At 41.1% G+C, this 25553-nt stretch carries 16 protein-coding genes; 4 read left to right on the top strand and 12 right to left on the bottom strand.

The features are described 5' to 3' along the window. Nucleotides 1–68: 68 nt before the first annotated feature. A complete protein-coding gene (locus tag M3O96_RS01480) occupies nucleotides 69–1106 on the top strand; it encodes a sialidase family protein (RefSeq protein ID WP_249718077.1) in 1038 nt (345 codons plus the stop codon). A gap of 623 nt (nucleotides 1107–1729) precedes the next feature. Further along, nucleotides 1730–2167: an outer membrane beta-barrel protein gene (locus M3O96_RS01475; protein ID WP_249718075.1), complete on the top strand. Its 438-nt coding sequence runs from the start codon at nucleotides 1730–1732 to the stop codon at nucleotides 2165–2167. 284 nt (nucleotides 2168–2451) lie between these two features. Here the strand turns inward: M3O96_RS01475 and rsmG are convergent, their stop codons facing one another. From rsmG to M3O96_RS01435, 8 genes are all read right to left on the bottom strand, one after another. Then, the gene (gene rsmG / locus M3O96_RS01470; RefSeq protein WP_249718074.1) at nucleotides 2452–3084 is read right to left on the bottom strand and encodes a 16S rRNA (guanine(527)-N(7))-methyltransferase RsmG; all 633 of its coding nucleotides are present in this window, start codon (nucleotides 3082–3084) and stop codon (nucleotides 2452–2454) included. A 126-nt stretch (nucleotides 3085–3210) separates the two neighbouring features. Beyond that, on the bottom strand, nucleotides 3211–4575 hold the full coding sequence (locus M3O96_RS01465; protein WP_249718072.1) for a vanadium-dependent haloperoxidase: 1365 nt from the start codon (nucleotides 4573–4575) through the stop codon (nucleotides 3211–3213). 147 nt (nucleotides 4576–4722) lie between these two features. Further along, a complete protein-coding gene (locus M3O96_RS01460) occupies nucleotides 4723–7995 on the bottom strand; it encodes a VCBS repeat-containing protein (protein WP_249718070.1) in 3273 nt (1090 codons plus the stop codon). An 86-nt stretch (nucleotides 7996–8081) separates the two neighbouring features. Beyond that, a complete protein-coding gene (locus M3O96_RS01455) occupies nucleotides 8082–11411 on the bottom strand; it encodes a VCBS repeat-containing protein (RefSeq protein ID WP_249718068.1) in 3330 nt (1109 codons plus the stop codon). Then, the gene (locus tag M3O96_RS01450) at nucleotides 11401–11988 is read right to left on the bottom strand and encodes a hypothetical protein (protein WP_249718066.1); all 588 of its coding nucleotides are present in this window, start codon (nucleotides 11986–11988) and stop codon (nucleotides 11401–11403) included. The genes M3O96_RS01455 and M3O96_RS01450 overlap by 11 nt, the downstream gene beginning before the upstream one ends. Before the next feature lie 124 nt (nucleotides 11989–12112). Next, complete coding sequence (locus tag M3O96_RS01445) at nucleotides 12113–15424, bottom strand: VCBS repeat-containing protein (protein WP_249718065.1); 3312 nt, start codon at nucleotides 15422–15424, stop codon at nucleotides 12113–12115. A gap of 117 nt (nucleotides 15425–15541) precedes the next feature. Next, nucleotides 15542–17059 carry a RagB/SusD family nutrient uptake outer membrane protein gene (locus tag M3O96_RS01440; RefSeq protein WP_249718063.1) on the bottom strand — a complete coding sequence of 506 codons (1518 nt, stop codon included), beginning with the start codon at nucleotides 17057–17059 and terminating at the stop codon, nucleotides 15542–15544. An 18-nt stretch (nucleotides 17060–17077) separates the two neighbouring features. Beyond that, entirely contained in the window at nucleotides 17078–20095 is a 3018-nt protein-coding gene (locus M3O96_RS01435; RefSeq protein ID WP_249718061.1) for a SusC/RagA family TonB-linked outer membrane protein, read from the bottom strand. A gap of 628 nt (nucleotides 20096–20723) precedes the next feature. Here M3O96_RS01435 and M3O96_RS01430 point away from each other — a divergent pair. Further along, nucleotides 20724–20960: a hypothetical protein gene (locus tag M3O96_RS01430; RefSeq protein WP_249718060.1), complete on the top strand. Its 237-nt coding sequence runs from the start codon at nucleotides 20724–20726 to the stop codon at nucleotides 20958–20960. Nucleotides 20961–21081: 121 nt separating this feature from the next. Beyond that, nucleotides 21082–21882, top strand: a complete 801-nt coding sequence (locus M3O96_RS01425) for an MOSC domain-containing protein (protein WP_249718590.1) — start codon at nucleotides 21082–21084, stop codon at nucleotides 21880–21882. Between the two features lie 476 nt (nucleotides 21883–22358). On the opposite strand, the gene hemE is transcribed toward M3O96_RS01425, so the two are convergent. The 4 genes from hemE to M3O96_RS01405 all read right to left on the bottom strand — a co-directional run bounded on the left by hemE (nucleotide 22359) and on the right by M3O96_RS01405 (nucleotide 25395). After that, nucleotides 22359–23384: a uroporphyrinogen decarboxylase gene (gene hemE, locus M3O96_RS01420; protein WP_249718058.1), complete on the bottom strand. Its 1026-nt coding sequence runs from the start codon at nucleotides 23382–23384 to the stop codon at nucleotides 22359–22361. 208 nt (nucleotides 23385–23592) lie between these two features. Next, the gene (locus M3O96_RS01415; protein WP_249718057.1) at nucleotides 23593–24126 is read right to left on the bottom strand and encodes a hypothetical protein; all 534 of its coding nucleotides are present in this window, start codon (nucleotides 24124–24126) and stop codon (nucleotides 23593–23595) included. Nucleotides 24127–24218: 92 nt separating this feature from the next. Then, the gene (locus M3O96_RS01410; protein WP_249718055.1) at nucleotides 24219–24746 is read right to left on the bottom strand and encodes a hypothetical protein; all 528 of its coding nucleotides are present in this window, start codon (nucleotides 24744–24746) and stop codon (nucleotides 24219–24221) included. A 67-nt stretch (nucleotides 24747–24813) separates the two neighbouring features. Continuing rightward, the gene (locus M3O96_RS01405; RefSeq protein WP_249718054.1) at nucleotides 24814–25395 is read right to left on the bottom strand and encodes a hypothetical protein; all 582 of its coding nucleotides are present in this window, start codon (nucleotides 25393–25395) and stop codon (nucleotides 24814–24816) included. Nucleotides 25396–25553: the final 158 nt, after the last annotated feature.

Here is a 25553-nt window from a genome sequence, read left to right as displayed (position 1 = left end):
AATTGTACCTTCAACAATACAATTTCTATTGAGAATTGTATCTTGAAAAATACACTTTAAGACCAGCCATGAAAAGTATTCTCATTATATCCTTGTTATTCCTCAGTTTTGGGACTTTTGCCCAAACTGTAAACCTTCAGGTCGAAGCCAATGAATTCATTTTTGGAGACGACAGGCCATTTGCGCAGTGCCATGCTTCCTCGATCGAGAAATTGGGAAATGGGCAATATATGATGGTGTGGTTTGCAGGGTCTCATGAGAAAAACGACGATGTCGGGATTTGGATGTCCAAAGGCCAACCGGGAACCTGGAAAGCGCCACAGATGTTGGTCAAAGTCAGAAATGATCCTCATTGGAATCCTGTGCTGTTCAATGCCCCGGATGGAAAATTATACCTCTATTTCAAAGTAGGAAAGGATATCGACGATTGGGAGACTTGGGTGCAGTATTCGGAAGATGGTGGAGAAACTTGGTCAGAGGCGAAAGAACTGATAGAAGGAGATCGTGGGGGCAGGGGTCCTGTCCGTAACCATATCTTGGTTTTATCTGACAGCACTTGGTTGGCTCCTGCTTCTTTGGAAAAAAATAAAGTTTGGAATGCCTTTGTGGACAGGTCCGAAGATGGGGGGAAAACTTGGCTCAATACAGAAACATTGATCTTGGATAGGAATTTGGTGCAAGGAGAAGGTGTCATCCAACCGGCTCTTTGGGAGTCCAAACCAAATCTGGTACACATGCTACTTCGTACATCTTCAGGAAAAATCGGAAGGAGCGATTCCAAAGACAATGGATTTACTTGGTCGGCTGTGGAATTGACAGACTTGCCCAATAATAACAGCGGCATAGACCTAGTCAAAATCAAGGATGAAACCATCGCTTTGGTCTTTAATCCGGTCGGCGAAAATTGGGGTAAACGCTATCCGATGCAGTTGGGGATTTCGTTTGACAATGGGCTGACCTGGCCAATCAAGGAAGTAATCGAAGCAGGGGAGGGGAAAAATGAGTTTTCTTATCCCTCGATCATTTATGATGAAGGTTATTTGGTATTTTGCTACACTTGGAATAGGGAAAAGATCAAATTTGTGAAGGTTGAGGTTGGATTCTGATAGGTTAGATGATCCATTTCCTTGGTTCAATTCAGAGGTAAGATTAATTCAGAGGATAGCCAACTGGCTTAGAAGCTTTTTCATTTATACCCTTTTTAATAAGTTCTTCCCCATCAATTCATTTTTTGCTTTTGGTGGCAGGAAAGTACAATCCACACAAATCTCTACTTGGGCCCTATTGCATCCCAAAGTATAATCATCTGAAGAACTAACATTTGTGTAGATAATGATTCATATCCAAGAAAACAAAAGTTAAAGCCAGGTTAAGCAAAAAACAATAATTATTAAAGAATCACTTAAGATGTTATAATAAATAAAAATTGAAAATGTTAAAATTTGTGAAGTTAATATTACAAAAACATGAATAATCAAATTTCCAGTTATCTAAAAATAAGTTTATTGTTTTAAGGTCTCGATTCATAGAAAAATGATGGGGAAATATTCACGATAGTCAGATTACTTAATTTCTTGGAAACTAAAAACAAATAAAATATGAAAAGTCTCGTAACATTAATTATTCTAATGGCTACTGTAGGAAGTGCCTTTGCTCAAAGTTCTTTTAAACCTGGTGTTGGTTTAAATTCCCAAGTATTTCAGGAACACTGGATGATGTCAATGGTAAGATGGGCTGGCAAGCAGGTGCTTCCGTTGAGTTAGGTAACAAATTTTATGTTGAACCCGGGATATTCTATACGACTCGAAATGCTGAATCAACCACCATCAACAATGGTGTATCCTCATTATCTGATGCGCAATTTCGTGGTTTTAGAATCCCTGTGGCAGTAGGCTATAATATTCTGGGCAATACAAATTCCTCTTTTGCTTTCCGTGTTTTTGGAGGAGGATCGGCCTTTATTTTATCGAGTGTGTCTGATGGATATGCCATAAGTGATTTTAACAACCCTGAATGGGGAGTATTTGCAGGGGTAGGTGCCGATATTTCCATTATCTTCATTGATTTGAGTTACCAATGGTCCGTAACCGACGTTCAAAAGAATATTTCTGATGTTGATTTTGGAAGAACAAACGGAGTGTTTTTGACGGCAGGGTTTAGATTTTAATAGAATTTTTATCGATATCTGAATTATAGGGTTTACTGGAGTTTCTTCGGTAAACCTTTTTCGATTTAGTAAACATCTACATAAAAAATGAATTTTATGGACTCTGCCCCTCCTCGAAAAAAATCTCCCCTGGTAGGTAGGTCAAGGCGAAGTTGTTTCTCACCCCTTACCTTGGAATCCCAAATACTTCGTACTTAGTGTCATCGTACTTCGTACTTCTCCCTCCCAACTTCCAACCTTCCCACTTCCATCCTTCCAAACTTCCTTCCCACCTCCCACCGCCACTATCTTTTCCCTTCCCAAGGCACGTAAACCACTTTCTTGGTTTCAAAAAATTCCTCTTTGAAATAGTCATCCAAGTGGTAAGACACATAGCTGACTTCTCTTTCTTCCATTTCCTCATCGACTTCACCGCCTTTCAAGAGCAGCAGGCCGTTCTGGAGTTCGTTGAAGTCTTCTTTCTTGAATTTATTTTTGACCCAAGGAAGGATATTGGCAAATCGGGTAACCGCTCGGCTTAGGATAAAGTCGTATTTCCGTACCAAATCCTCTGCACGAACTTGTTGGGCTTCAACATTGGATAGCTTCAGTTGCTTGGCAACGTCCTTGACAACATTGATCTTTTTACCGATTGAATCTACCAAATGAAAGTGTGTTTCCGGAAACAAAATTGCCAAAGGTATCCCCGGAAATCCCCCTCCGGTACCGATATCCAATATTTTTGTTCCAGGTTCAAATTGGATCACTTTTGCAATTCCCAATGAATGGAGGACATGCTTTTCATAGAAATGTTCCATATCCTTTCTGCTGATGACATTGATTTTTTCATTCCAATCAGCGTACAAAGGGCCTAGTTTGGCGAGTTTCTCTATTTGGGATTCGGTAAGGTCAGGAAAATATTTGAGGATAAGGTCCATAAAATCATTCGGGGTTAAGGTTCAAAATTAAGGTATTCGATCAGGTAAATTATCCTTGATGCGGAATAAAAAATAGAAAAGGGGCAAATGATCGTTCACTTGCCCCTTTTTTAGAAAACGGATGTCCTATTTTATTGAATTGTCGGCAACAGGAGCGAATGCTGTAGATTTGGTTTTTATATTTTCAATCAAATGGTTTCCTACATTTTTTCCTTTTATAGAGCCATTAACAATCGCCGGCATATAATGGATACCACCATATAGTCTGCTGATGGCAGCTTCGTCCGCAGCCATTCTAAACGAGTCAAACTCTCTGATAGGAAGACCGTAGGCCACTTCAGTAGAATCTACAAAATGGAAAGGTTCACCAAATAAACTGGTCAGAGCCTCAGCGGCTGCATTGGAGGCCACACTGTGTCCACTGGTATATTCTGGAAATGGAGGGGTCTGCAAAAGCGGTAACCAATCTTCATCAATGTACCTGTTGATATAAGTTTCAGGTCTGATGAGCGGACTTTTGTATTTTTCGTCCCAACAAGCTATAAATGCATCAAAAATCGCAATACTTGTGAAAACTAATGTTTCGGAGGTTCCTTTCCAGTCTTGTCCGACTGTTTTGGAAGAAATAGCTGCTATTCCCATCCAATGTCCACCGGGAGTGATTTTTTTCTCAGCAAACATCACGTGACCTTTCACATTGACTTTGTAAGGATTGCAATCCCAAAACATCGCAATGTCTTTTTGGTCTTCATCTAAGGCATTGACTATTTTGAATACCTCCTCGGCTTCTTTGTAAAACTGACTTGAAGGATCGGTGCTAAAAGGTGTACCTCCTTCGGTTAAAAATTGGGATGCCGAATCGAGCACAAAGGGCCTGATTTTGTTCCAATGAGGTTCGATCCCTTCCATGTATGCAGGTGGCGTAGGCTGCCATGTCGACGGGTCATTGCTGACTGTATATTTTTCAAAAGAGCGGCTTTCATGGTAATTGTCTTTCTTGTAATAGGCGATCACATGTGCTCCTACATCATCACCTAGTTTGACTGACCTTTCAAATACTTCTTCCGGAATTCCTTTCTCTCTGAGTTCTGCATAAGCTTTATCCCTGTGCTCGGTCATCAGATTTTCTGAGAAAATCAATGCAGTTGCCACTTTGTAATAAGCCGCCAATGAAGCCAATGGATAGTAGATTTGACCTGTTGTGTCAAACTGGGCTTTTTCAAAACCTTTGATCTGACCCATTAAAGATTGGTAGTTGGCATCTGATAGCACCGAGACCTCATAGGCTGCAAGTGATGAATAAGCATAAATCCTACTTGCTACAGGGGGTGAAAAAATATCATTGATGATTACATTGGTGAGTTTGTCTTGGGCAGCAATCTGGTAAGAACCATCGGTGATGGCATTCTGATAATCTTTATTTTCCTGACATCCAAAACCCATAAATGCGGTGATGGCAATAATCAGTAATTTATTGAATAAACTTTTCATGTGTTGTATTGGCTATTTCCCGGTAATGTATGGTTCACATATGGGTTTACGGAACTTTTTTGTTGTGGGTTTGGAGCCTCAAAGCTAAATATAAATCCTTTAAATCCATCGATTTTTAAAACCAAATCAACTGATTTTAAGCATGTTTTAAGGATTGATCTTCAAAAAGACAGGAGTATTGTTGTTCCTCACAGCCACCAAAATATCCTCTTTGCCGACTTTAATTTTGGACATGTTTCTGAATTCCCCCCAAAATTCCATAGCTGCCAATCCAACCGGTATACTCCTCCAAGCCCCATTTTCAAACTGCATCAAAACCATAGGTTGGGCGTCGGCTTTGCCATAATCGCTTCGAAACCCATGGAAGTTTCCGATTCCAAGTAGGTATTGTTTGCCTTTCTGTGTCTGAAAAGTGGCAAAACCGTGTAAGGGGCTAAACTGCGCTTCCACAGGAAATGGACTGAATTGGAATCCATTTTCTCCCTTGTTCCAAAGAATTCCCGAGCCGAGTTCTGTAATCTGGTATTTCGAAGCTTTACCTAATTGTGTTTCAGTAAAAATATCTTCTGGAGATTGGATTTTGGCAAAATCAACATATTTACTATGCTTGCCTTTGATCGAGGGAATCTGTTTGATCAGGTCATCACGAGTTGCAAAAGGGACCAAATGTCCTTCCATGTAGTGAAATATCAAAGGGTCTTTCTGCCCGTTTTCATCAAAATCTCCATGGTAAAGCCAAACCGGTTTTTCAGGATTTGCTTTCAGCTTAGAATTCAATCCCAAGTTTCCCAAAATGATATCTTCCTTCCCGTTTCGGTCAATATCCATCACTTCCAATCCAAAATACCAACCTGAGATTTGTAGGGATTCCTCTTTGGATAAAGAAAATTTGCCTGATTTATCCTGACTGTATACCTGCACAGCCATCCATTCCCCAACTAAAATAAGTTCTTTGATCCCATCATTGTTGAGGTCTGCCCATTTGGCTTTTTTGACCATTCCAGGTTGGAAATCGGCTCCAAAATAAGCGGTTGTTGCTTCTGTGAATCTTCCTTTTCCGTCGTTGAGTAAGAAATAGCTTTTTGGGATTTCACCATAATTTCCGGTGACGACGGATGCTCCTACAAAGATATCAGGAGCGCCATCTCCATTGATATCATGGATGGCAAGTGTGGAGGTATTCTCAGAGATGGGAGGGAGGGAATTCATGGAAAAGAAGAAATTCCCTTTGCCATCATTTAGGAAAAGCCTGTCAAAATTGAAAAATTCCTTTCTTGTAGATTCATTTCCACCGCTGCCGATATAAAGGTCAAGCGTACCATCTTGGTTGAAATCTTCCAAAACAGCCACGACATCTTCTGCCATTTTCAGTTGCTCAAAGACGGGATGATTACCTTTTATAAATTTGCCATCTGCTTGTTGAAGATAGAAGACCCCGGCCTGACCTTTGGCACCACCGAAGAATATATCTTCCAATCCATCGCCGTTAATATCCCCGACAGCCAAGGCAGGACCTTCAGTAGAATACTTTCTTGGGATTAAATATTCTCTTCTGAAATCATCAAAATCAATATTTTCTTCATGGGTCCAATCAATACCAAAATCCCTGATTTCCAAAATTGAAGTGGAGACAGGAATCGAAATTGAAGATTTCCTCCCTTTTCCTTTTTCCAATAGATGTCTTTTATTGATCGGAATATTTCTGAAAACTTCGGTATCTGTGGCATTCCAGACAACTTTAACAGAATCGACAACTGAAATTGCGCCCAAACCAAAAGTCAAAGTTGTTGACGTTCCCGATTGGAATCCCCGAGATGTACTCAAAGTTTGATGCATGATTTTATCGCCACTGTGGACGATAACCTGTGCCCCGATTCCAAAGAAATTCAGGGTTTCACCTTTTAGGTCAAATTGGATAAAATGGTTTTTGAGTTTGGTGGCAGTTTGGTTTTGGTATAGAAATGCTTCCTGATCAATATTGTTGATTACCAAATCCAAGTCACCGTCATTGTCGAGATCAGCATAAGCGGATCCGTTAGAATAGGAGAGTTGGTCTAAACCCCATTCTTTGGCTGTGTTGGTAAATTTCAGACCTCCTTCATTCCTGAAAGAAAAATTGGAAAGCTTGACCGTGGGCAACATGTCAATCTGTTTCTTTTGGATTTCCTTTTCAGACAAACCCGGACTCGGTTCCTGACTGTATTGAACAAAATCAAGGTCATTTGGACGCTTTACTATGCCATTGGTGATGTGTATGTCTTTTTGCCCGTCATTGTCCATGTCAAAAATCAAAGGCGACCAACTCCAATCTGTGGCGAAGGTATTGGTCAAGAGACCGATCTCGCTAAATCTTCCATCGCCCCGATTCAGTTGAAGGTGATTCCTTACATATTGATCCTTGTAGCCAAGCCGCTTTTTGACATCAAATACTTCCTGTTTGTCTTCACCGATGGACTTCATCCAGATTTGGGGATCGGAAGGAAGCATGTCGGTCGTGAAAATATCGGTTAAACCATCGTTATTGATGTCGCCCAAATCATTGCCCATGCTATACCGGCTGGTATTGGAGATGTATTCTTGTAATGATTCTTTGAAAGTTCCGTCTGCCTGATTGATATAGAGGTAATCATCTTCTGTAAAATCATTGGAAACATACAAGTCCATCCAACCATCCCCGTTGATGTCAGCGATGCCGACTCCCAAGCCGAAACCCAAACTGCTTGAAAGGATTCCTGCTTCTTCGGTAACTTCAACCATCCTGTTTTCCCCTTCTGCCAAAAGATTTTTGAAAAGCTTGTCTCCGCCTTTTTCATCTTGATTGGTGAATTTGGTGTCTGCATTGGCAAAGACCTCGGGCTTTTTGATGGAATGGTTGAGCAAATAGAGGTCTAAATCTCCATCTTGGTCATAATCAAAAAACAGGGAATGGGTAGAAAAACCCACAAAATCAACTCCGTATGCTGCGCCTTTTTCGGAGAAAGTCAAATCACCGTTGTTGATGTAGAGTTTGTTTTTTCCGGTCAAGCCTTTGTAATCCCCCACTTGGGTGACGTAAATATCTAGGAATCCGTCCCCATTAACATCTGCCATCGTGACTCCGGTCGACCATCCGCCATCTCCTGTTACTGCGGCGCTAGTGGTGATATCTTCAAATTTGAAATTCCCTTTGTTCAGGTACAATTTGTTTTCACCTTGGTTGGAAGTAAAGTAGATATCCACTAACCCATCATTGTTGATGTCTCCAGTGGCCACACCTCCGCCATTATAGAAGTATAGGTATTCAAGAATATTCATCTCTTCAGAAGATACGAGGTCATTTCTGAATTCGATACCTGTTTCCTTTGGGTCTAAAAGTTTGAAAAGTGTTTCCTCTTTGGGTTTGGAACAAGATAAAAATCCAAATACAATGAAGAAAAACATTCCTATTTTTAAAAAGGGAGATGAGTTCAAATCAAGATTTCCGAACTTTAAATCTTTGCGCCTTTGCGTCTTTGCGGGACCAACTTTCATTTCTTTATCTCCCAAAACTCTACCGGTTCATTGTTTTTGACCACCATCAAGACCTTTTTCCCTTTTAGCTCCAAGATTTTCATATCCCTGATTTCCCCATCGAGTTTCAACCCATGATCGCTGTTTTGCCAATAGTCAAATGTGCCGTTACCTTTTCCTATCAGCACTTCTCCATAACTTCCGTCATATTGCCCGACTTCAGGTTTGGCGCCACGGAGATTTCCTCCCATGATTAAATCCTGATTGCCGTCCCCATTAATATCTGCGACCAAGATCGAGTACATCCATGAACGCTGAGCGAATCTCGGTAAAGGTTTCATCTCAAATTTGCCATTGCCCTGATTGAGCATCACTGCTGATGCTAGGAAATTTACTTCCTTCATGACTGAACTTGCCAATTGCTCGGGGGTAAATATATCTTCCAAGGTTTGGTTATTGAAGGAGCTATATTTGAGGTATTTCTTTTTGATGCCTGGTAATTGTCCTTCCAATTGGTGCTTTAAAGTGAATGGTATGTGCTTTTCTCCCTGCTTTTTGACATAAACATGTTCCACTGATCCATTTTGATCAAAGTCATTGACATACATTCTGATCGGGCTTTCTTCTGAGGCTTTGAATCTGGTATTTAATCCATGATTGGCCAAAGCAAAATCCGGTTTGCCGTCATTGTTGAAATCACCAACCACAATCGACTGGTACCAACCTTTATACTTATCCATTTCCGGCATTTCGATTTTCTCCAATTTGTTGCCAGTATTCCTGAAAAATGTAGGTGCCATCCATTCTCCTACAAGTACCAAGTCTTGCTTTCCATCTCCATCATAGTCGATTACAGCCGCATCGGTTACCATTCCAATCTCTTTCAGTTGGGGAGCATATTGGGCAGTTCCATCAGTGAAGTTTCCTTTTCCGTCATTGATCAAAATGGAAGAATTGGGATTGACTCCATAGACAAACGGTACCAATCTCGAGCCTGCAAAGAGGTCCAAGGCGCCGTCGCCATTGATGTCCAATGCTCTGATCACAGCCGTACTATTGGTCAGAAACTGGAGTCCGCTGTTTTCTGATTTGGTAAAATTCCCCTTTCCATCATTCAGGTACAATCTATCCGCCAGATCCGGCGAACCGAATCCTGATTCATTGCCGCCTGATGCCACCACCAAATCAAGGTTTCCATCTCCATTGGCATCGAAGAATATCCCGTTTCTATCTTCAGAAAATTTATCAGCCTCAAATACCTTTTGGTCTGTTGGCCTGAAATTTCCATTTGCATTTTGGATAAAAAGCTTTCCTGCATAGCCTTTAGCACCACCAATAAATAAATCTTCCAAACCATCCCCATTGACATCTCCCCAAATCGCTTTTGGACCTTCGGTAGAGAGCATATGGTAAGTCAGTCTGTCCCTGTCAAAATCAACCATGAGATTTTCCTGATGCTTGAAATCCAAAATGGTATTCGGATCGATTTTGGAGAAAATTTGGCCGGTAGGTTTTTCGAAGAAGTTAAAGCCTTCTTCTGCATCTTTTGCATCTTCCCATTTCAATACCAAAACTGTATCGGTGACCACATCTTGGAGCAAAGTAATTTTGCCATCCGGCCACCTGACCTGAACCTGATCGAGTTTGTCTATTCCACCCAATCCAAAATTAAGCCTTGGATCTACCGAAGATTGAAACCCTCGGTTTGGCATCTGCTCTTGATAAAAAATCTGTTCTCCCGCCACCAACCTCACTTGGGTGCCGATGGCTGCGGTATTTTTGCCTTTTCCAATGAGCTGGATTTTAAGGAAATGATTTTCAGGTGCAAGTTCCTTAGATCTGTTTTTATAAATCAGGACTTCATTGTTGACATTGTTGATGACTAGATCTAATGTTCCATCATTGTTGAGATCGCCATAAGCTGAACCATTGGAATGGATGGGATCGCCCATACCCCATTCGTGGATGACATTTTCAAAAACCAGGTCACCTTTGTTTTTGAAAGCATAATTGGAGACAGGATTGATGGGCATCGGATCAACCAAGGCTTTGTAATCCACTCCCGCTTTGCTGATGATTTTCCTCTTGGTTTCATCATTGTCGATAAAATTGAGGTAATCCAAGTCTGTCAGGTCTTTATAGATACCGTTAGCTACGAAGATATCCTTCAAGCCGTCATTATCCATGTCAAACATCAATGCCGCCCAACTCCAATCTGTCGCTTCCACATTGGCCAACCTTCCCATATCTGTAAAGGACCCATCACCATTGTTGATGTGGAACATATTTCTCGTGTATTGGTAATGGTAATCATGCTGGACGTTGAACTGAAACTTGTCGTAGCTTTCAAAAGTTGTGATCTGTTTGAGACGTTCTGAGGGCTCGGGGAGCATTTCAGTGACGAAGATATCCAAATGGCCGTCATTGTTGATATCCGCGATATCCGCACCCATGGAAGCTGCTGAGATGGCGCGCATGTAAGTCGTCAGGCTTTCAGTAAAAGTCCCATCCTGATTGTTGATATAGAGATAGTCCCTTTCAAAGAAATCATTGGAAATGAAAATGTCCATCCAACCGTCCTGATTGACATCTCCGATGGTGATTCCCAATCCAAAACCGATTGTGCTTCCATATATTCCTGCTTCTTCTGATACGTCTGTGAATTTTTCCCCGTCGTTTCTGAATAGTTTGTCGCCGCCGACAGGATCTCTTTTAGGCCTTTCATTTTGCATCTTGTTGAAGCTGCCGATAGATTGATAGCTGTTGTTGAGCAGATAGACGTCAAGGTCTCCATCATTGTCATAGTCAAAAAACACGGCGTGGGTGGAATATCCCTGATCGGCTAAGCCATATGCTTCGGCTTTTTCAGTAAAAGTGCCATCTCCATTGTTGATAAAAAGCTCATTCTGCTTGTAATCTCCTGCGATATCTCCGGAGTTGCAGACGTAAATATCCAAAAACCCATCTCCGTTGACATCTGCCATCGCCACACCTGTACTCCAAGCCCGTGTGCCTGCGACTCCGGCAGTTGCTGTCACATCTTTGAACTTGAAATCACCCTCATTCAGGTAGAGTTTATTTTCTCCCAAGTTGGAAGTCAGGTACAAATCAATGAGTCCATCGTTGTTGATATCGCCCAAGGCCACGCCACCGCCATTGTAGAAATTACGGTAGGTGAATATGTTGAACTTCTCATCAAAAGGAAGGTCATTTCTGAAGGTCACGCCTGAAGCGGAAGAATCTATTTTTTCAAACAGGGTTTCCTTTTTTTCAAGTTCGGGTGATTTGCAGGAAGCAATGGCCACAGCAATCAAAAAGGGAACAAAGAGGGGTTTTTTAAGATGCATCTTCTACTTTTTTTATCATTTCGGTGATATCCTTGACACGCAGATCGAGGATTTCAACTCGGACAGTATTGATATTTTTTTTAAAAACTCTTATCAAACGGTTTCCATCTATTTTGACCATTGCGCTGATGGATTTGTCTTTGTTGGCTACTTCAAAGAAGCCTTCACCATACCAAGATTCCATCAGGTCAACGACATCTATGGTCAGATTTTCATTTGAAAGTTCCTCATTTCCCGGAAACCATTGCGTATAGCCAAACTCCATCGGCATGAAAAACAGTTTATCATTTTCAAAATCAGGGTAAAAGTTCATCTGTACACTTTTGCCTGAGGCCAATTTTGGAATGTACTGAATCTGAAGGTAATGGTCGCCATTGACCAAAACTCCATTTTTATTGTGTTCCCAACAGGTGCCAAAAAACTCCTTTCTTCCCATCCCAAACTTGATATCCAGAAAAAGGTCTTCCACAACCTTTCCGGAGGCAAGTTCCCTTTCTTTTACCAAATCATATTCTGATTTAGTTTGGCATGAAACCACCAAACCCAAAGCGAATAGCAACATGAATACTCTAATCATTTCTTTCAATTTTTTTTTATGCTTCAATCCCTGTAAATATTTCTCCTCCGTCGAAATGACAAGGAGAAGTTATCTTGTAATTTTGAAAGTCTTCCAAGACAACCTCTTCATCCTTCCCAACTTCCTACTTCCCACTTCCCACCAAATCCCAAACCACCGGCACATCATTATTTCTACTCACAACAATCCGAATTCCTTTGGAAGTTTTGATGCTTTTGATATCCCTGATTTCTCCTCTGACGAAGAATCCCGATTGGTTGGCAGGAATCACACGAAGGTCTTTTTCTGTGGTCCCGGTTAGATGCCATCCGAAACTGCCCATGTTGATTCCCAACTCAGGTTTGATCCGGCTTTGGTTTCCCCCGAAGAGTAGATTGATTTTTCCCAACTCATCCTTGAAAGAATGAATGGCATAGACAGGGCTACTTTGCACGGGAAAGGGCAGTTTGGCTTTTGCAAATGTACCATTTCCCTGATTGATAAACAGGCACGTTTCCAAGGTATGTACATCCATGACCATATTTCGGGACAAAATTTCCTGCGGAAATAGATCTTCCAGTCTTTTGTTTTTATAAGAATCATAAGTCAATAATTGCTTCCGTAAAGCCGGTAATTGCTTGATCAGCGTGGATTTCAAAACCAAGGGATAAGTGATGTCTCCTTCATATTGTGTCAGGATTTGTTCGATGCTTCCGTTTTGGTCAAAGTCGTTGACGTGCATTTGAAGTGGTTTTTCAGCGGTGGCTTGAAGTCTTGTATTCAATCCCGAGTTTCCTGCCAGAATATCCGGAAATCCATCTCCATTCACATCTACTACGTGGAGGGTATTCCACAGCCCTCCGGTGTTGTCAAATCCAAAGGCAGCGGAAACATCGGCATATTTTCCATTGGTTTTTTTAAAGACTTTAAGAGGCATCCATTCACCGGCAATCAAAATTTCGGATATCCCGTCTCCATCCAAATCGCCTATCCAGGCATCTCTTGTCATTCCAATATTCTTGAATTCAGGAGCCAACTCCATTGTTTTATCCACAAACACTGCATTGCCCTGATTTTCCAACAAGGTCACATCACCCGGTACACCATAGGCAAAAGGTACTGTCCTTGCTCCAATCAAAAGGTCCATTTTCCCATCTCCATTATGGTCAAAAGCCTTGGCGAAAGAAGTGCTTTGAAAAACCATTGGAAGTCTTTCCCCCATCTTGGCGAAATTACCACGTCCGTCATTGAGGTAAAGCCTATCGAGGTAATTCATATTATAGGCACTGAATTCCAAGCTTCCACTTACCACATAGAGGTCCAAGTCTCCATCTCCATCAGCATCAAAAAACAATCCGTCAACATCTTCAGCGATTGAATCGGCCTCAAATGTTTGGTGGATTTGAAAGTCTCCCGAAGCCCTTTGGATAAATATAGCGGAGGCCTGTCCTTTTGCACCGGGAAGAAAAAGGTCATCGAGCCCATCTTCATTGATGTCTCCGACAGTCATTTTTGGGCCTTCATTAGAGATCATGTGAAACCGCAGCCTATCCCTGTCAAAATCTATGTAATCACTTTCCTGATGTTTCCAGGGAAGTTTGACAGAGGAAGGTTGGAGAGTTCTTGTGAATTCCGGTTGGATAGATTTCCGATCTTCAGTGGCCGAGGATGGATCCAAGGAAAGCAACTGATCTGGTAAAACATCGGTTAATTTTGTTGTTTTCCCATTTGGCCAAAGGACGATTACAGAATCTAATTTTGTCACTTGTCCAAGACCAAAATGTAGTCTATGGTCCACTGAAGACATGTATCCTTTGACAGGATTGTGCTCTGCAAAAAACATTTGATTTCCTGCATAAACTGTCACTTGGGTTCCAAATTGGCCTTTTAGGTCCAATTGGAGGTAATGGTTTTTGTTGATCTCACGGCTGTTGTTTTTAAAGACTGACACCTCGCCGTTTAGGTTATTGACCACAAGATCTAAATCGCCATCATTGTCCAAGTCAGCATAGGCCGCACCTGTCGAAAAAGTCAATTGCTCCATCCCTGATTCTGCAGCTATATTTTTAAACTTAAAATCACCCTCATTATGAAACAGAAAATTCATCTGAGGGTTGGAAGGAAACTCGTCAATCATCTTTGTCAAGAGGATACTATCACGCTTGAATTGGGAGATCAGGTCTTGGTTGTTGACATAATAATCCACATAATCAAAATCAGTCAGGTCTTTGACAATGCCATTCGCTACAAAAATATCTTTGAGTCCGTCATTGTCTGTGTCAAAAATCAAAGCTCCCCAACTCCAATCTGTCGCATGCACGCCGGATTGTCTTGCAACTTCAGAAAAATGGATCTGTTTGCTGTTGGGTAGGTAACCCAAATTTCTTTGCAGTGTGTTCCTGGTAAATTGATGGAAATAACCACCTGCGACATTGGCTTGGTACTTGTCCCATTCTTCAAAAGGGGTTTTCGTCTTTACCCTTGCCATGGTAGCAGGAAGCATCTCGGTGACAAATACATCCTGCCAACCGTCATTGTCGAGGTCTGCGATGTCCGCACCCATGGATCCCATGCTGATTTCGGTCATCATGCTTTCAAGGTATTCGGTAAATGTACCGTCACCGTTGTTGATATAGAGGTAATCTTTTTCAAAAAAATCATTGGAGACATACAAGTCCGGCCAACCATCCTTATTGAGGTCAGCCACTGTCACACCCAACCCATAGCCGATGGCTGAACCATAAATTCCTGCCGATTCGCTGACATCGGTATATTTTCCATTGTCATTTCGGTAAAGCTTATTTCCTCCAAAAGGATCCCTAATGTCCCTTTGTCCGATTCGGAGATCGTTTATACCGATTGACCTGGCGGAATTGTTGAGCAGGTACATATCTAGATCACCGTCTTTGTCATAATCAAAAAACACAGCGTGCTGTGAAAGTCCTTCATCGGCGATGCCGTATTCTTTTGCTTTTTCGGTAAAAGTCAAGTCACCATTATTAATGAAAAGCTCATTGTATCGCTGAGATCCGCCCAAGGGCCCGGATTTGCAGACGTAAATATCCAGCCAACCGTCACCATTGATATCCGCCATGCTTACACCTGTGGACCAGATTCCCGGAACAGCCAATCCTGCTTTGTCCGTAATATCTTCAAACTGAAAATTTCCTTTGTTGAGGTAAAGTTTGTTAGGATGTTGGTTGCCTGACAAAAAAATATCGACCAAACCGTCGTTGTTGATATCGCCTAATGCTACACCCGCGCCATTGTAAAAATTCCTGAAAAGGTATGGGTTGAATTTTTCATTGTAGTCCAGGTTATTGTTGAAGTCGATTCCTGTCCTATCTTCTCCCATCAACTCAAAAAGTTTCAATGTCTCTTCCTCTTTTTTGGAACAGGAAAACAACAAAAGCAGCGTGGGAATGAAAAGGAAGAAGCGGCTGATTACCAATGACATTAGGAAAGGATTAATTTGGGATACTGGTTTTTTCACAAATTCGAAGGTATCCATTAAATCAAAAAGAAGTGCACGGACGTGCACTTCTTTTATCATTCTGATATCAAAATATCGGGATTAATATCCTGGGTTTTGTTTCAAGTTAGGATTAGACTGAAGCTGGTTTTGAGGAATCGGAAAAATTGCTCTGAATGCCTGAGAAGTTGGCTTCTCCCACCATGCAGCAGTATATCTTCCAAATCTGATCAAATCTGATCTTCTTTGACCTTCGGCAAAGAACTCTCTTCCTCTTTCTGCCAATAGGATATCAGCATTTAAAGTTGTCAAAGCAGGAGCAGAAGATCTTGACCTGATCTGATTGACTAAAGCAATGGCATCACCAGTTCTTCCAAGTTTCCAAGCACATTCTGCTTTCATTAGGATGACATCGCCATACCTGAAGATGGGGAAATCATTGCTCAAGTTAGGGGCAGATCCTAAAGGAATTTCGAATTTGTTGATTCTTGTTCCCGCCTGTCTGAATGCATTTGGTGCCAATTGATTGATATTTGGAGTGAAATTTAAAACAGGACCATCAGGATCATTTGCCTCCGCAGCAGCATCGGTAAGAATAACTCCTGTAGAAGATCTTTGTATACCCTCTCTCAATGAACCAATCCTTTGGTCACCAGCTTCGAAACTGTTGTAAAATTCCTCCAATGCGGTATAACCATTCCAAGGCTGATCTACTAAGTTAAATGTAGCTTGACTTGAATAGTGGAAAGTCATTTGGTGAATATTGAACCCACCGGCATTGTTTGCATCGTAAGGAAGGGTAAACATGTTCTCAGATGAATTTGCATTCGTCGCTGAGAAATTTTGAAAGAAGTTTGGTGTCAAACTGTACTGACCTGAATTGATAATTACATTCAAAGCAGCTTCAGCGTCAGCCCATCTTCCTTTAGAAGGATCCAAGACACCTGGAGTAGCGCTCAAATACACTTCTGCATTAAGGTATAACTTGGCCAAAATCATGTGTGCAGTCCAATAATTCAAATTGGTCTTCACATTGGTCCTAGGAAGTAATTCCACATTGTCTTTGATACTGCTTTCGATGAAAGCGAAAACTTCAGCCCTTGTTTTCTGAGCAGGGTTTCCACCTCTATCTGTTTCCACAATAATGGGTACATTTCCGAAGTTGTCGATCAACCATAGGTAAGCCAATGCTCTTAGAATCCTCAATTCAGCTCCTAAAGCCTCTACATCAGGATATTGCTGCAACAATAAGTTGGACTCACCCACGATTCTAAAGCAGTATTGCCAAGCACCGTTGTAGGCACCATCACCCACAGCCCAAGTATGTCTGTGGTTCCTAAGCCAGATGCCTCCATCTTCCCAGTCAGCTCCTTTTTGAGGAATGGCCAATTGGTCAGAAGAAACTTCATTGATACTCCACATACCTCCGTGACCTCCCCAGTTGCCAACTACTGCAGCATAGGCAGATTGCTTTAGTACTTCAATCAACTCAGGACGGGTGCTGTTTGCCAAATCGTCTTGAGTTATCCCTGTCAGAACTTCTTGTTCCAACTCCCAGCACGATCCCATGGTAATTGCCATAAGACCTCCAACAAATAATGATTTTATTGATCGTAACATATTTATTTTGAGTTTATGTTATTTTAAAGTAAACGTTAAGCCTGCAGTCCAAGTTCTAGGGACGAAATAGGTATTTCTTCTTTCGATGCCTGGCGCCAAAGGATTTCCACCATCTGTCCATCTTACCTCAGGATCCACACCAGAAAACTGTGTGATCGTGAAAAGGTTTTGTACACCTGCATACAATCTAAAATTACTGATTGAAGCAGATCTAACAGGAAGGTTATAACCCAATTGTAAGTTGTCTAACCGGATGAAATCTCCTCTTTCCAGATAAAGGTCAGAGAATGTTGGTGTGGAGGTCACAAGTGGGTTGGTTGGGGTATTTTTGGTAATGACTGAGTTCCAAGTGTTAGAAGAAGCATCTGCATTTTCATAGAACCCTCTGAATGAGTTATAGATCAAGTGACCTACACTTCCTCTTAACAAGAAATTCAAATCCCAATTTTTGTACATGAATGAGTTTGAGAAACCAAAGTCAGCAGTCGGAAGACCGTTTCCTAAGTTTTCAAATTCTTCAGGTCTCTCTGTGCTTAGGATATACTCTCCGTTTGCTGTCAAGCCCAAGAATTTGGGACCGTAGAAGTTACCTATTTCTTCACCTACCCTGTTCCAAACGATTTCGTTGTTGTTTTGTCCCGGAGAACCAGGTGTTGCCTGACGGATTTCAGGTAAGCTGATGGATCCTACACCAATCCTATCAATAGTAGTTCTTTTGTAGATTGTGAAGTTTGCAGAAGGATTCCAAGTCACTACACCCAATTTCACATTGTTGACATTCAAAAGGAATTCAAAACCTGCACTCGACAAATCAGCAATGTTTGCCCAAATAGAGTTAGCGGTGTAGAAGTTTCCCGGATCGAATTCATTTGGTGCACCCACAGGAACTTGCGTATTGAACAACAAGTCAGAAATATTCCTAGTCCAATAATCCATGGTACCGGTGATTTTTCCATTCAACAAAGCATAGTCCAAACCAAAGTTGAGTTCTTGCATCGTTTCCCACTTCAACTGAGGATTAGGATTTTGCAATTGATTCACCCCAACAAAAACCGAGTTGATAGGTTCTGCCAAGTTCAATGGAATCCTGTTTCCATTTCCAAAAATACCCAAAGCCAAAGTTGGGGAAGGAGGCAATTGACCCGTTACTCCAAAAGAAGCCCTAGGCTTGAACTGACTAAACGGACCCATATCCAAAACCTGGGTCAAGTCTGCACCTGCGGTTACAGCAGGGAATACCCCTGTTTGGTTGTCTTTACCGAATCCTGAGAAAGTTTCAGCTCTCACAGAAGCGGAGAAGAAGTAAGTGTTGTTATAATTGAAGTTTGCTCTACCAAACAATGAGTTCAATACTGATCTCACAGCATAAGAACCCATGTCTGTTCCCGGTCCGAATCTCAAACCGCCCGCGCCAAGGTTATTTGCACCTTGATCAAAAAGGTATCTTGCTGAAGAGGCATTAAATCCGTTAGCATTGAAAATCTGTGTTTCGGCACCTCCTAACAAAGTGAAATCCATTTTGTCAAAAATCTCATCTTGAAATCTGATGGTACCGTTCCATATACTAGTTGTGTTATTGAACAGATTTTGTCCCGCAGAACCGCTACGTCCAAATCCTGAATTGAAATCCTGGTAAGAGAAAAACTGGGTAGAATTCACCGTCAATCTGTCTTCAGAGAATTGAGTAGCAATAACAAACTTATCACTCAGGTCATATTCCAATCTGTAAGAGTAGATAGCACTCTTGATGTCATTTGTGAATTGTTGCTGATTGATGAGTGCAACGGGATTGAAATAATCAAACAACGGTCTTTGGAAATAACCACCAAAATCCCTGTTTGCATTTGCTAACCTGGTTTCCTTTGCAGCTGCGGTTTCTTCTGCAGGATTGAAATCTCTTTCAAAGATTGGAGCAGTTGGGTTGTAAATTGTAGCATATCTTACTGCTTCACCATTTACGTCTTTGGTGCTTGTTTGGGTATATGCTAAACTCATGTTCATTCTCAACCTGTTTTGCAAAAGACCATGGTTCAAGTTGAAACGTGTGTTCAATGTTTCTCTATTGGTGCCTTTTACAATACCGTCGTTATTACGGTAGTTGACAGAAGCAAGATAATTGGTGTTGTCAAATCCGCCTGTTACAGAAGCATTGACAGTTCCGTTCAATGCAGTCTGGGTCACTTGGTCTCTCCAATCGGTCCTTGAACCATAATCTAATCCGCCTCTAGCCACAAATTCTTCCGGAGAAAGGATAGGGATTAGGTTGGTGGGAACTTCAACAGCTCCGAAAGTATTGATGGTGACATTGGCACCTCCTTTTTTGGAAGAACCTTTTTTGGTAGTGATCAAAATCACACCTGCAGATCCTCTTGTACCATAGATAGCGGAAGCAGATGCATCTTTCAATACGTCAAATGATTCGATGTCATTGGGATCGACAGCATCTATAGAAGCGCCAATTACTCCATCCAATACAATAAGGGGAGACTGATTCGCACCAAATGAGGAAATACCTCTCAACCTCAAAGTTGGCTGTGAGTTGGGGTTACCACCTGCCCTTGTTACGGATAGACCGGCTACTTTACCTTGTAGCAATTGGGTTGGGCTAGGGAAGTTACCACGGTTAAATTGCTCGGATCCGACGCTTGTCACAGCAGAAGTGATTTCCTTCTTGTCCTGTGTACCGTAACCGATGACGACAGCTTCCTGTAAGCTTTGGATATCCTCAGCCAATTCGATGTTGATTACACTTTGGTTTCCGATTACGATCTCTTGGGCATCAAAGCCTACGAAGGAGAAAATCAATGCGGCGTCTCCCGGCTGTATTTCTAATTTAAATTTTCCGTCCAAGTCAGTAGTGGTACCACGAGTGGTGCCTTTGACTAGAACAGTTACTCCCGGAAGGGGATCTCTAAGAGTGGCATCCAGGACCGTTCCTGTTACCTCCCTGCCCTGGGCAAATGCCGAGGCAATACCGATCAACATCAGTACTGAAACCAGGGCGAACGCCTTTAGTTTTTGTAAATAATTTCTCATAGGGTTTGTTGTTTTGAAAAAAACGGAATTGTTTTTAAAGTTGATTTCTGTTCCAAATTGAAGGTTTAAATTATATTTTGCAATTTTTAACATTTGAGAAAGAAGGCTTTTGAACTAGTTCCTGTTAATAGAATAATGATATTTTTTACTAATTGTTAATGAAATCAATAAAAATAGATTGAATCCGCAACCGAAAACGTTTGAATTTTTCGAATACTTAAAATTTTTCAATTTTATTAAAAATGTGAAAATTGATCCAAAAATTATTTTTTTAGGTTGTTAAATCGCAAAACATACCAAATTACCATGCAGTAAGCTTTTTTTTGCCTTTTTGTTTAAAGTGAGATAAAACTTCAATAATCGTGAATTCAGACTCTCATATTTGTCTGTCCTTCGGAAGACAAATATGCTTAAAAAGGAACTGTTTTTCGGGCGTTATTCTGACATGAAGCATACTTTTCGCTTGTCCAACTATTTAGAAATTTCTCTCTTTTAGACTTGACTAAACAAATTACTAGGATTGCGAATACCCGCATTTCTGAAATCTGTTCAATTGGACTTCAAGGTTATAATTGATATTTTTTCTCTAACAGATGCAAATATTTATCTTAAACTGTATCTTAGTATTATGAAACTTTTTGATAAAAAGAAAAGAGACCATGAACGGAAAAAATGGGCAATTGTCTTCCTGATTTGTATTGGGACAGGGATTTTTTACTCCCATCAATCTGCAAAAAACACCATGGCTTACCAATTTTTCAATCCTTTTTATGCTTGGAGTAATGCTGATGAAAACCCCATCCGCAATATTGTCACCAAATTTATCCCCCAATCAATACCCGATAGACTTAAAGAGTGGAGATAAGTTGCAACATACCTTTGGTTAGAATTAAGTAATATTCAGAGGTTGATAGGCTATTTATTTAGAAATATTTCCCCAATCAATTCTTTCAAAATCAGGTTTAAAAGATTAAAATCGAAGCATGATGTATTTACAGGACATTTATATTTATCCAATTAAGTCACTTGGGGGGATTAGGTTACAGGAATCCATTCTGGAGGAAAGAGGCTTGCAATATGACAGGAGATGGATGTTGGTGGACAAGGAGGGGATGTTTTTGACACAAAGAACATTTCCCGAAATGGCTTTGCTTCAGGTTGAGGTGGGTGAATCAGGTCTTTTGGTTTTTCACAAAAATGATAGAAATATCTTCATCCATATTCCTTTTCAAGCCCAATCCGATAATTTTTTATGGGTAAGGATTTGGGATGATGCCGTCATTGGGCAGATAGTGGATCAGAAAGTCAGCATATGGTTTTCAGAAATCCTAGGAAGGGCTTGTGACTTGGTTGTCATGCCGGAATCTACAGCCAGAAAATTGCCGTCAAAATATGCGGTCAATAATGAATCTGTAAGTTTTGCGGATGCCATGCCTTACTTGCTTATCGGTCAGGCTTCTTTGGATGGCCTCAATTCTAAATTGGAGCATCCTGTGACTATGAATAGATTCAGGCCAAACCTGGTATTTGCAGGAGGTAGTCCATTTGAGGATGATGGATGGGACAAAGTTCAGGTCGGTGATGCGGTATTCAAAATCACCAAACCCTGTGCCCGCTGTTTGATGACCACCGTTAATCAGGAAACTGCCGAAAAAGGCAAAGAACCCTTGAAAACTTTGGCTACTTTCAGGACTTTTGACCACAAGGTGATGTTTGGCCAAAATATGCTTTTGCTTCAAGGAGAAAAAATCAGTGCGGGGGATGAAGTCGTTCCTTTCTTCAAATAGGAATTGAAATCAAAGGAAAAAATATACCTCACGCGGAGACGCAGAGGAAAAGGAGAGAAATTAAGGGTATCGGCGGTGACCGACCACGTAGCGGTCAAATATCGGCAGCCCCGAGTGAGGAACATAACTCGGGGTAAAAAACGAGAACAGCGATTCCGGTTTTTGGCCGAGGATGTTTAAATAGAGAATTAAGGTTTCCGCCAAAAACATAGAAGTTCAAAATCCTTAACGCCCCTTTGCGAAACCATTGAGTCCTTTTCAGTAAAAGCAAGATTATTATAAATCAATTTCTTTCGCCCTTTCAGGGCTTTTATGAAACCATTCCTCATGATAACGATGGGCTTCACCCATCGCTTGGGTATTCCGCACTTTCAGTGCTTATTTTTCAAATTCGGCAGCCTCCACAAGTCGTATCTCCACTTTGCGACCCTTGAGAAACCTTTGTGTCCATTGCGGTAAATAAAATCTCCTTATAATTAGGAATAATTTTTAACCGTTTGAATAAACACCTTTACCATTTCAGGATCGATATCGGGATAGACACCATGCCCGAGGTTTGCGATGTGCCTAATTCCCTTGAATTGACCCATCATCTCTCTCGTAGCGGCCTCGACTTCCTTGGCGCTGCCATATAAAGCAGCAGGATCCAAATTTCCCTGCAAGGTTTTATTGGGCCCGATCATTTCCCTTGATTCAGCTATTCCCATATTCCAATCCAAACCGATTGTGTTGCAATTCAACAAAGACATTTCTTTTCTCGCAAAAAAAGCACCCTTCGCAAAAACCGTGGTCGGTACATTTTGGATGGCATTGCAGATTTGGGAGATATAAGGAAGGGAGAATTCAAGGTAATGGTTTGGTGGTAAGATTCCTGCCCAACTATCAAACAATTGTACCAGATTGGCTCCGGCTGCGATTTGCGCTTTCAGGTAATTGATCGTGCTGTCAGTAATCATCTGGAGCAGCTTATGCGAAAACTCCGGTTGGGTATAGAGCATGGCCCTAGACTTCGAGAAAGTCTTGCTGCCTGACCCTTCGACCATATAGGCAAAAATGGTCCACGGTGCTCCTGCAAATCCAATTAATGGAACCCTACCATTAAGGGCTTTTTTGGTGATTTTAATGGCTTCAATTACATAGCTGAGGTCATCAACTCCATTTGCAATTCTCAATTTTTTCAAATCAGAGACATCCTTTACTGTTTCAGGGAACCAGGGTCCTCGTTTTTCCTGCATTTCATAAGGCAATCCCATTGCTTCAGGAATCACCAAAATGTCCGAAAAAATAATTGCTGCATCGACATCCAAGATATCCACGGGCTGTATTGTCACCTCAGCAGCCAATTCTGGAGTTTGTGCCAGTTCAATAAATCCACTCACACTATTCCGGACCGCACGGTATTCCGGGAGAATCCTTCCAGCCTGACGCATCAGCCATACAGGTGTTCTTTCTACTTTTTCGCCTTTTGCGGCACGGATCAATAAATCATTCTTCAATTGCATGCTGCAAATATAGAATCCGAATTTGAATTAGGAGGTAAGGAATTGAAAACTTCGGTAGTCTTTTGCTCAGGAACTTTTATTCAATATGTTTTTGAAATAAAAGTTTCAAATTGCTAGAGGTATTTGTTTCTGATTCCCTAATTACGTTCTGTTGGGAGTGTTGGATTTTTGAGTAAAAAAAAGCCTCCATGGCGGAGGCTTTTAAATTTTATTTTTTCGGTTCAAGATTTACAAAATCCTCCTCGCTGAGACCAAGCATTTTGACCACGGCCTCATAATCAGTGTAATCGATCCTTGAACTCAAATCTGCAGGCACGATTACAACTCGGAACCTTTGGTTTCTAGTAAAACTTGGGGAAAGAATTCCTGGATCAAAAGAGGATTCTAGAAAAACACTGAAATCAATTCTACTGAAATCGTAATTATACACAAGGACACCTTCTTCAAGGAATACAGTCTGCGGCATTGCCCTCCAAATGGCATTGCCATTAAAGATTTCCCATCTAATAAAAATTAACAAAACATCCCCTTCAACAAGCGCAGGATTTAATGGAAATTCTACTAAATATTGGTTTTGGGGAGTAAAATTCACATCTATTTGAAAAGCTTCGGCAACAATATTTATCCCCGGTTGACCTTGTTGTCCCTGTGGTCCGGGAATTCCTGGAGGTCCTACAGGTCCCATACAGGCGGAAATGGTAGCCAAAGCTCCCAATAGCAATAAAGAAAGTAATTTTCTCATAAGGATTCTGATTTAAATTTTTGGATTAAAAACTAAGACGGAGACTATTTTATTTGGTTGTTTAGAATTTCACTGCCAAGAAAAGTTTTTGGTCAATCTGACTTTTTGCTTGTTATTCCGATGACTTTGACCTCATCAAGTCCGATAATCTGATCTATGAATATGTCAGGTTCGGGCAAGCCATTTTGTTGCGCAAAATCGATGATTTTGTTTTTGATTTTTAAAGGACTCGGCATCACAAAACGGTGGGCTTTGATACTAGCGACAATTGCTTTTTCTCCTGAGTAGGAGACCTGATCAAAATCGATTTTTTTATCCATCCATTGGGATTCCAGACCAACAAAAACCTCCATTGTATCCAATTTACCGGCAGGTTCTGCAAAATAAATGGTATGCAACGTTGACCCCGGAGTGGCATTTTTGATTTTCTCCATTTCTTGAAAGGCCTTCCCAAGCTTTTCATCCTGAGGGATTCCTTTAAAATGTCTGCCCAATAAATCAATTTTATCAGTGTCAATAACTTCCAACTGCACTTCGTTAAAACCTCCCATCCCATTGAATAAAATCAAACCTGCTGCTGCCAACAATATGATGGAAATGAGAATAATCTTTTTTTTCATATGTGGGTGTATCCTTTTGCAAAATTACCTGATTTCCAAAAACCTCTTCATGTCAATAAGAAAGTAATCAAAACAAATACCTTACCCCAATGGCTCCCTGCAATCTGAAGTGGCCGAATCGGTCTAATAATTCCATGAAGAAACCTATTTCTCCAAAAACACTGATCGGAGCTTCATCAAAATAATACTCAGCACCAGTGAAGACTTCAGGGCCGAAATCCATGTTTCTTCTCGTTTCACGAAGGGCTATAGGAGAAATGGAAGTATCGGTATAAGCGTAATCGACCAATATGGACCGGAGTTGAACACCTGCTCCTACATAACCTAACAGGTAACCTGCTCCTATATTAAAATCTGAAGTGAAATCTTCATGATAAGCTCCCCTGAAATTGATTGACCAAGAGTTGGAGGTGCTGTGTCCCAAATAAAAAGCATTTGGGCTTGGCCTGTTGTTGTCAAAATCCCGCTGATAGTATTGGCCGCTGTTGGGACCGCCTCTTCCTATCATGCCTTCCAGAGAAATATTATCATCTATAAAGGTTTTGTATGTGATTGAAAAGGGTTCCCCTAGCCTTAATCCTATGCCTCCTTCTTGGGCAAATGCAAACAATGGAAATATGGCAAATGCCAAAACAAGTAACTTTTTCACTGTATTTTATTTTTGGTTTAGTTTTTTTATTTAGATATGAGATGTGAGACATGAGATTTGAGACCCAAGACATAAGATTCAAGACTTAAGACATTCCCAATTTTCCCCACTACCCCAAAGCATCCGTCATCGGTCATTATTTCACTTCCAAACCTCTA

The organism is Aquiflexum sp. TKW24L (genome assembly GCF_023502205.1).
Classification (GTDB): Bacteria; Bacteroidota; Bacteroidia; order Cytophagales; family Cyclobacteriaceae; genus Cognataquiflexum.
Note: the sequence above shows the minus strand (reverse complement) of the source record. Positions and strands in the feature narration are given on the sequence as shown.

Bases quoted from the DNA above. Each gene is read 5' to 3' on its own strand.
- M3O96_RS01450 (WP_249718066.1), bottom strand. From the start codon at position 11,988: ATGATTAGAGTATTCATGTTGCTATTCGCTTTGGGTTTGGTGGTTTCA.
- M3O96_RS01440 (WP_249718063.1), bottom strand. From the start codon at position 17,059: ATGTTACGATCAATAAAATCATTATTTGTTGGAGGTCTTATGGCAATT.
- rsmG (WP_249718074.1), bottom strand. From the start codon at position 3,084: ATGGACCTTATCCTCAAATATTTTCCTGACCTTACCGAATCCCAAATA.
- M3O96_RS01430 (WP_249718060.1), top strand. From the start codon at position 20,724: ATGAAACTTTTTGATAAAAAGAAAAGAGACCATGAACGGAAAAAATGG.
- M3O96_RS01435 (WP_249718061.1), bottom strand. From the start codon at position 20,095: ATGAGAAATTATTTACAAAAACTAAAGGCGTTCGCCCTGGTTTCAGTA.
- M3O96_RS01445 (WP_249718065.1), bottom strand. From the start codon at position 15,424: ATGTCATTGGTAATCAGCCGCTTCTTCCTTTTCATTCCCACGCTGCTT.
- M3O96_RS01465 (WP_249718072.1), bottom strand. From the start codon at position 4,575: ATGAAAAGTTTATTCAATAAATTACTGATTATTGCCATCACCGCATTT.
- M3O96_RS01425 (WP_249718590.1), top strand. From the start codon at position 21,082: ATGTATTTACAGGACATTTATATTTATCCAATTAAGTCACTTGGGGGG.
- M3O96_RS01475 (WP_249718075.1), top strand. From the start codon at position 1,730: ATGGGCTGGCAAGCAGGTGCTTCCGTTGAGTTAGGTAACAAATTTTAT.
- M3O96_RS01460 (WP_249718070.1), bottom strand. From the start codon at position 7,995: ATGTTTTTCTTCATTGTATTTGGATTTTTATCTTGTTCCAAACCCAAA.
- M3O96_RS01415 (WP_249718057.1), bottom strand. From the start codon at position 24,126: ATGAGAAAATTACTTTCTTTATTGCTATTGGGAGCTTTGGCTACCATT.
- M3O96_RS01480 (WP_249718077.1), top strand. From the start codon at position 69: ATGAAAAGTATTCTCATTATATCCTTGTTATTCCTCAGTTTTGGGACT.
- M3O96_RS01410 (WP_249718055.1), bottom strand. From the start codon at position 24,746: ATGAAAAAAAAGATTATTCTCATTTCCATCATATTGTTGGCAGCAGCA.
- M3O96_RS01455 (WP_249718068.1), bottom strand. From the start codon at position 11,411: ATGCATCTTAAAAAACCCCTCTTTGTTCCCTTTTTGATTGCTGTGGCC.
- hemE (WP_249718058.1), bottom strand. From the start codon at position 23,384: ATGCAATTGAAGAATGATTTATTGATCCGTGCCGCAAAAGGCGAAAAA.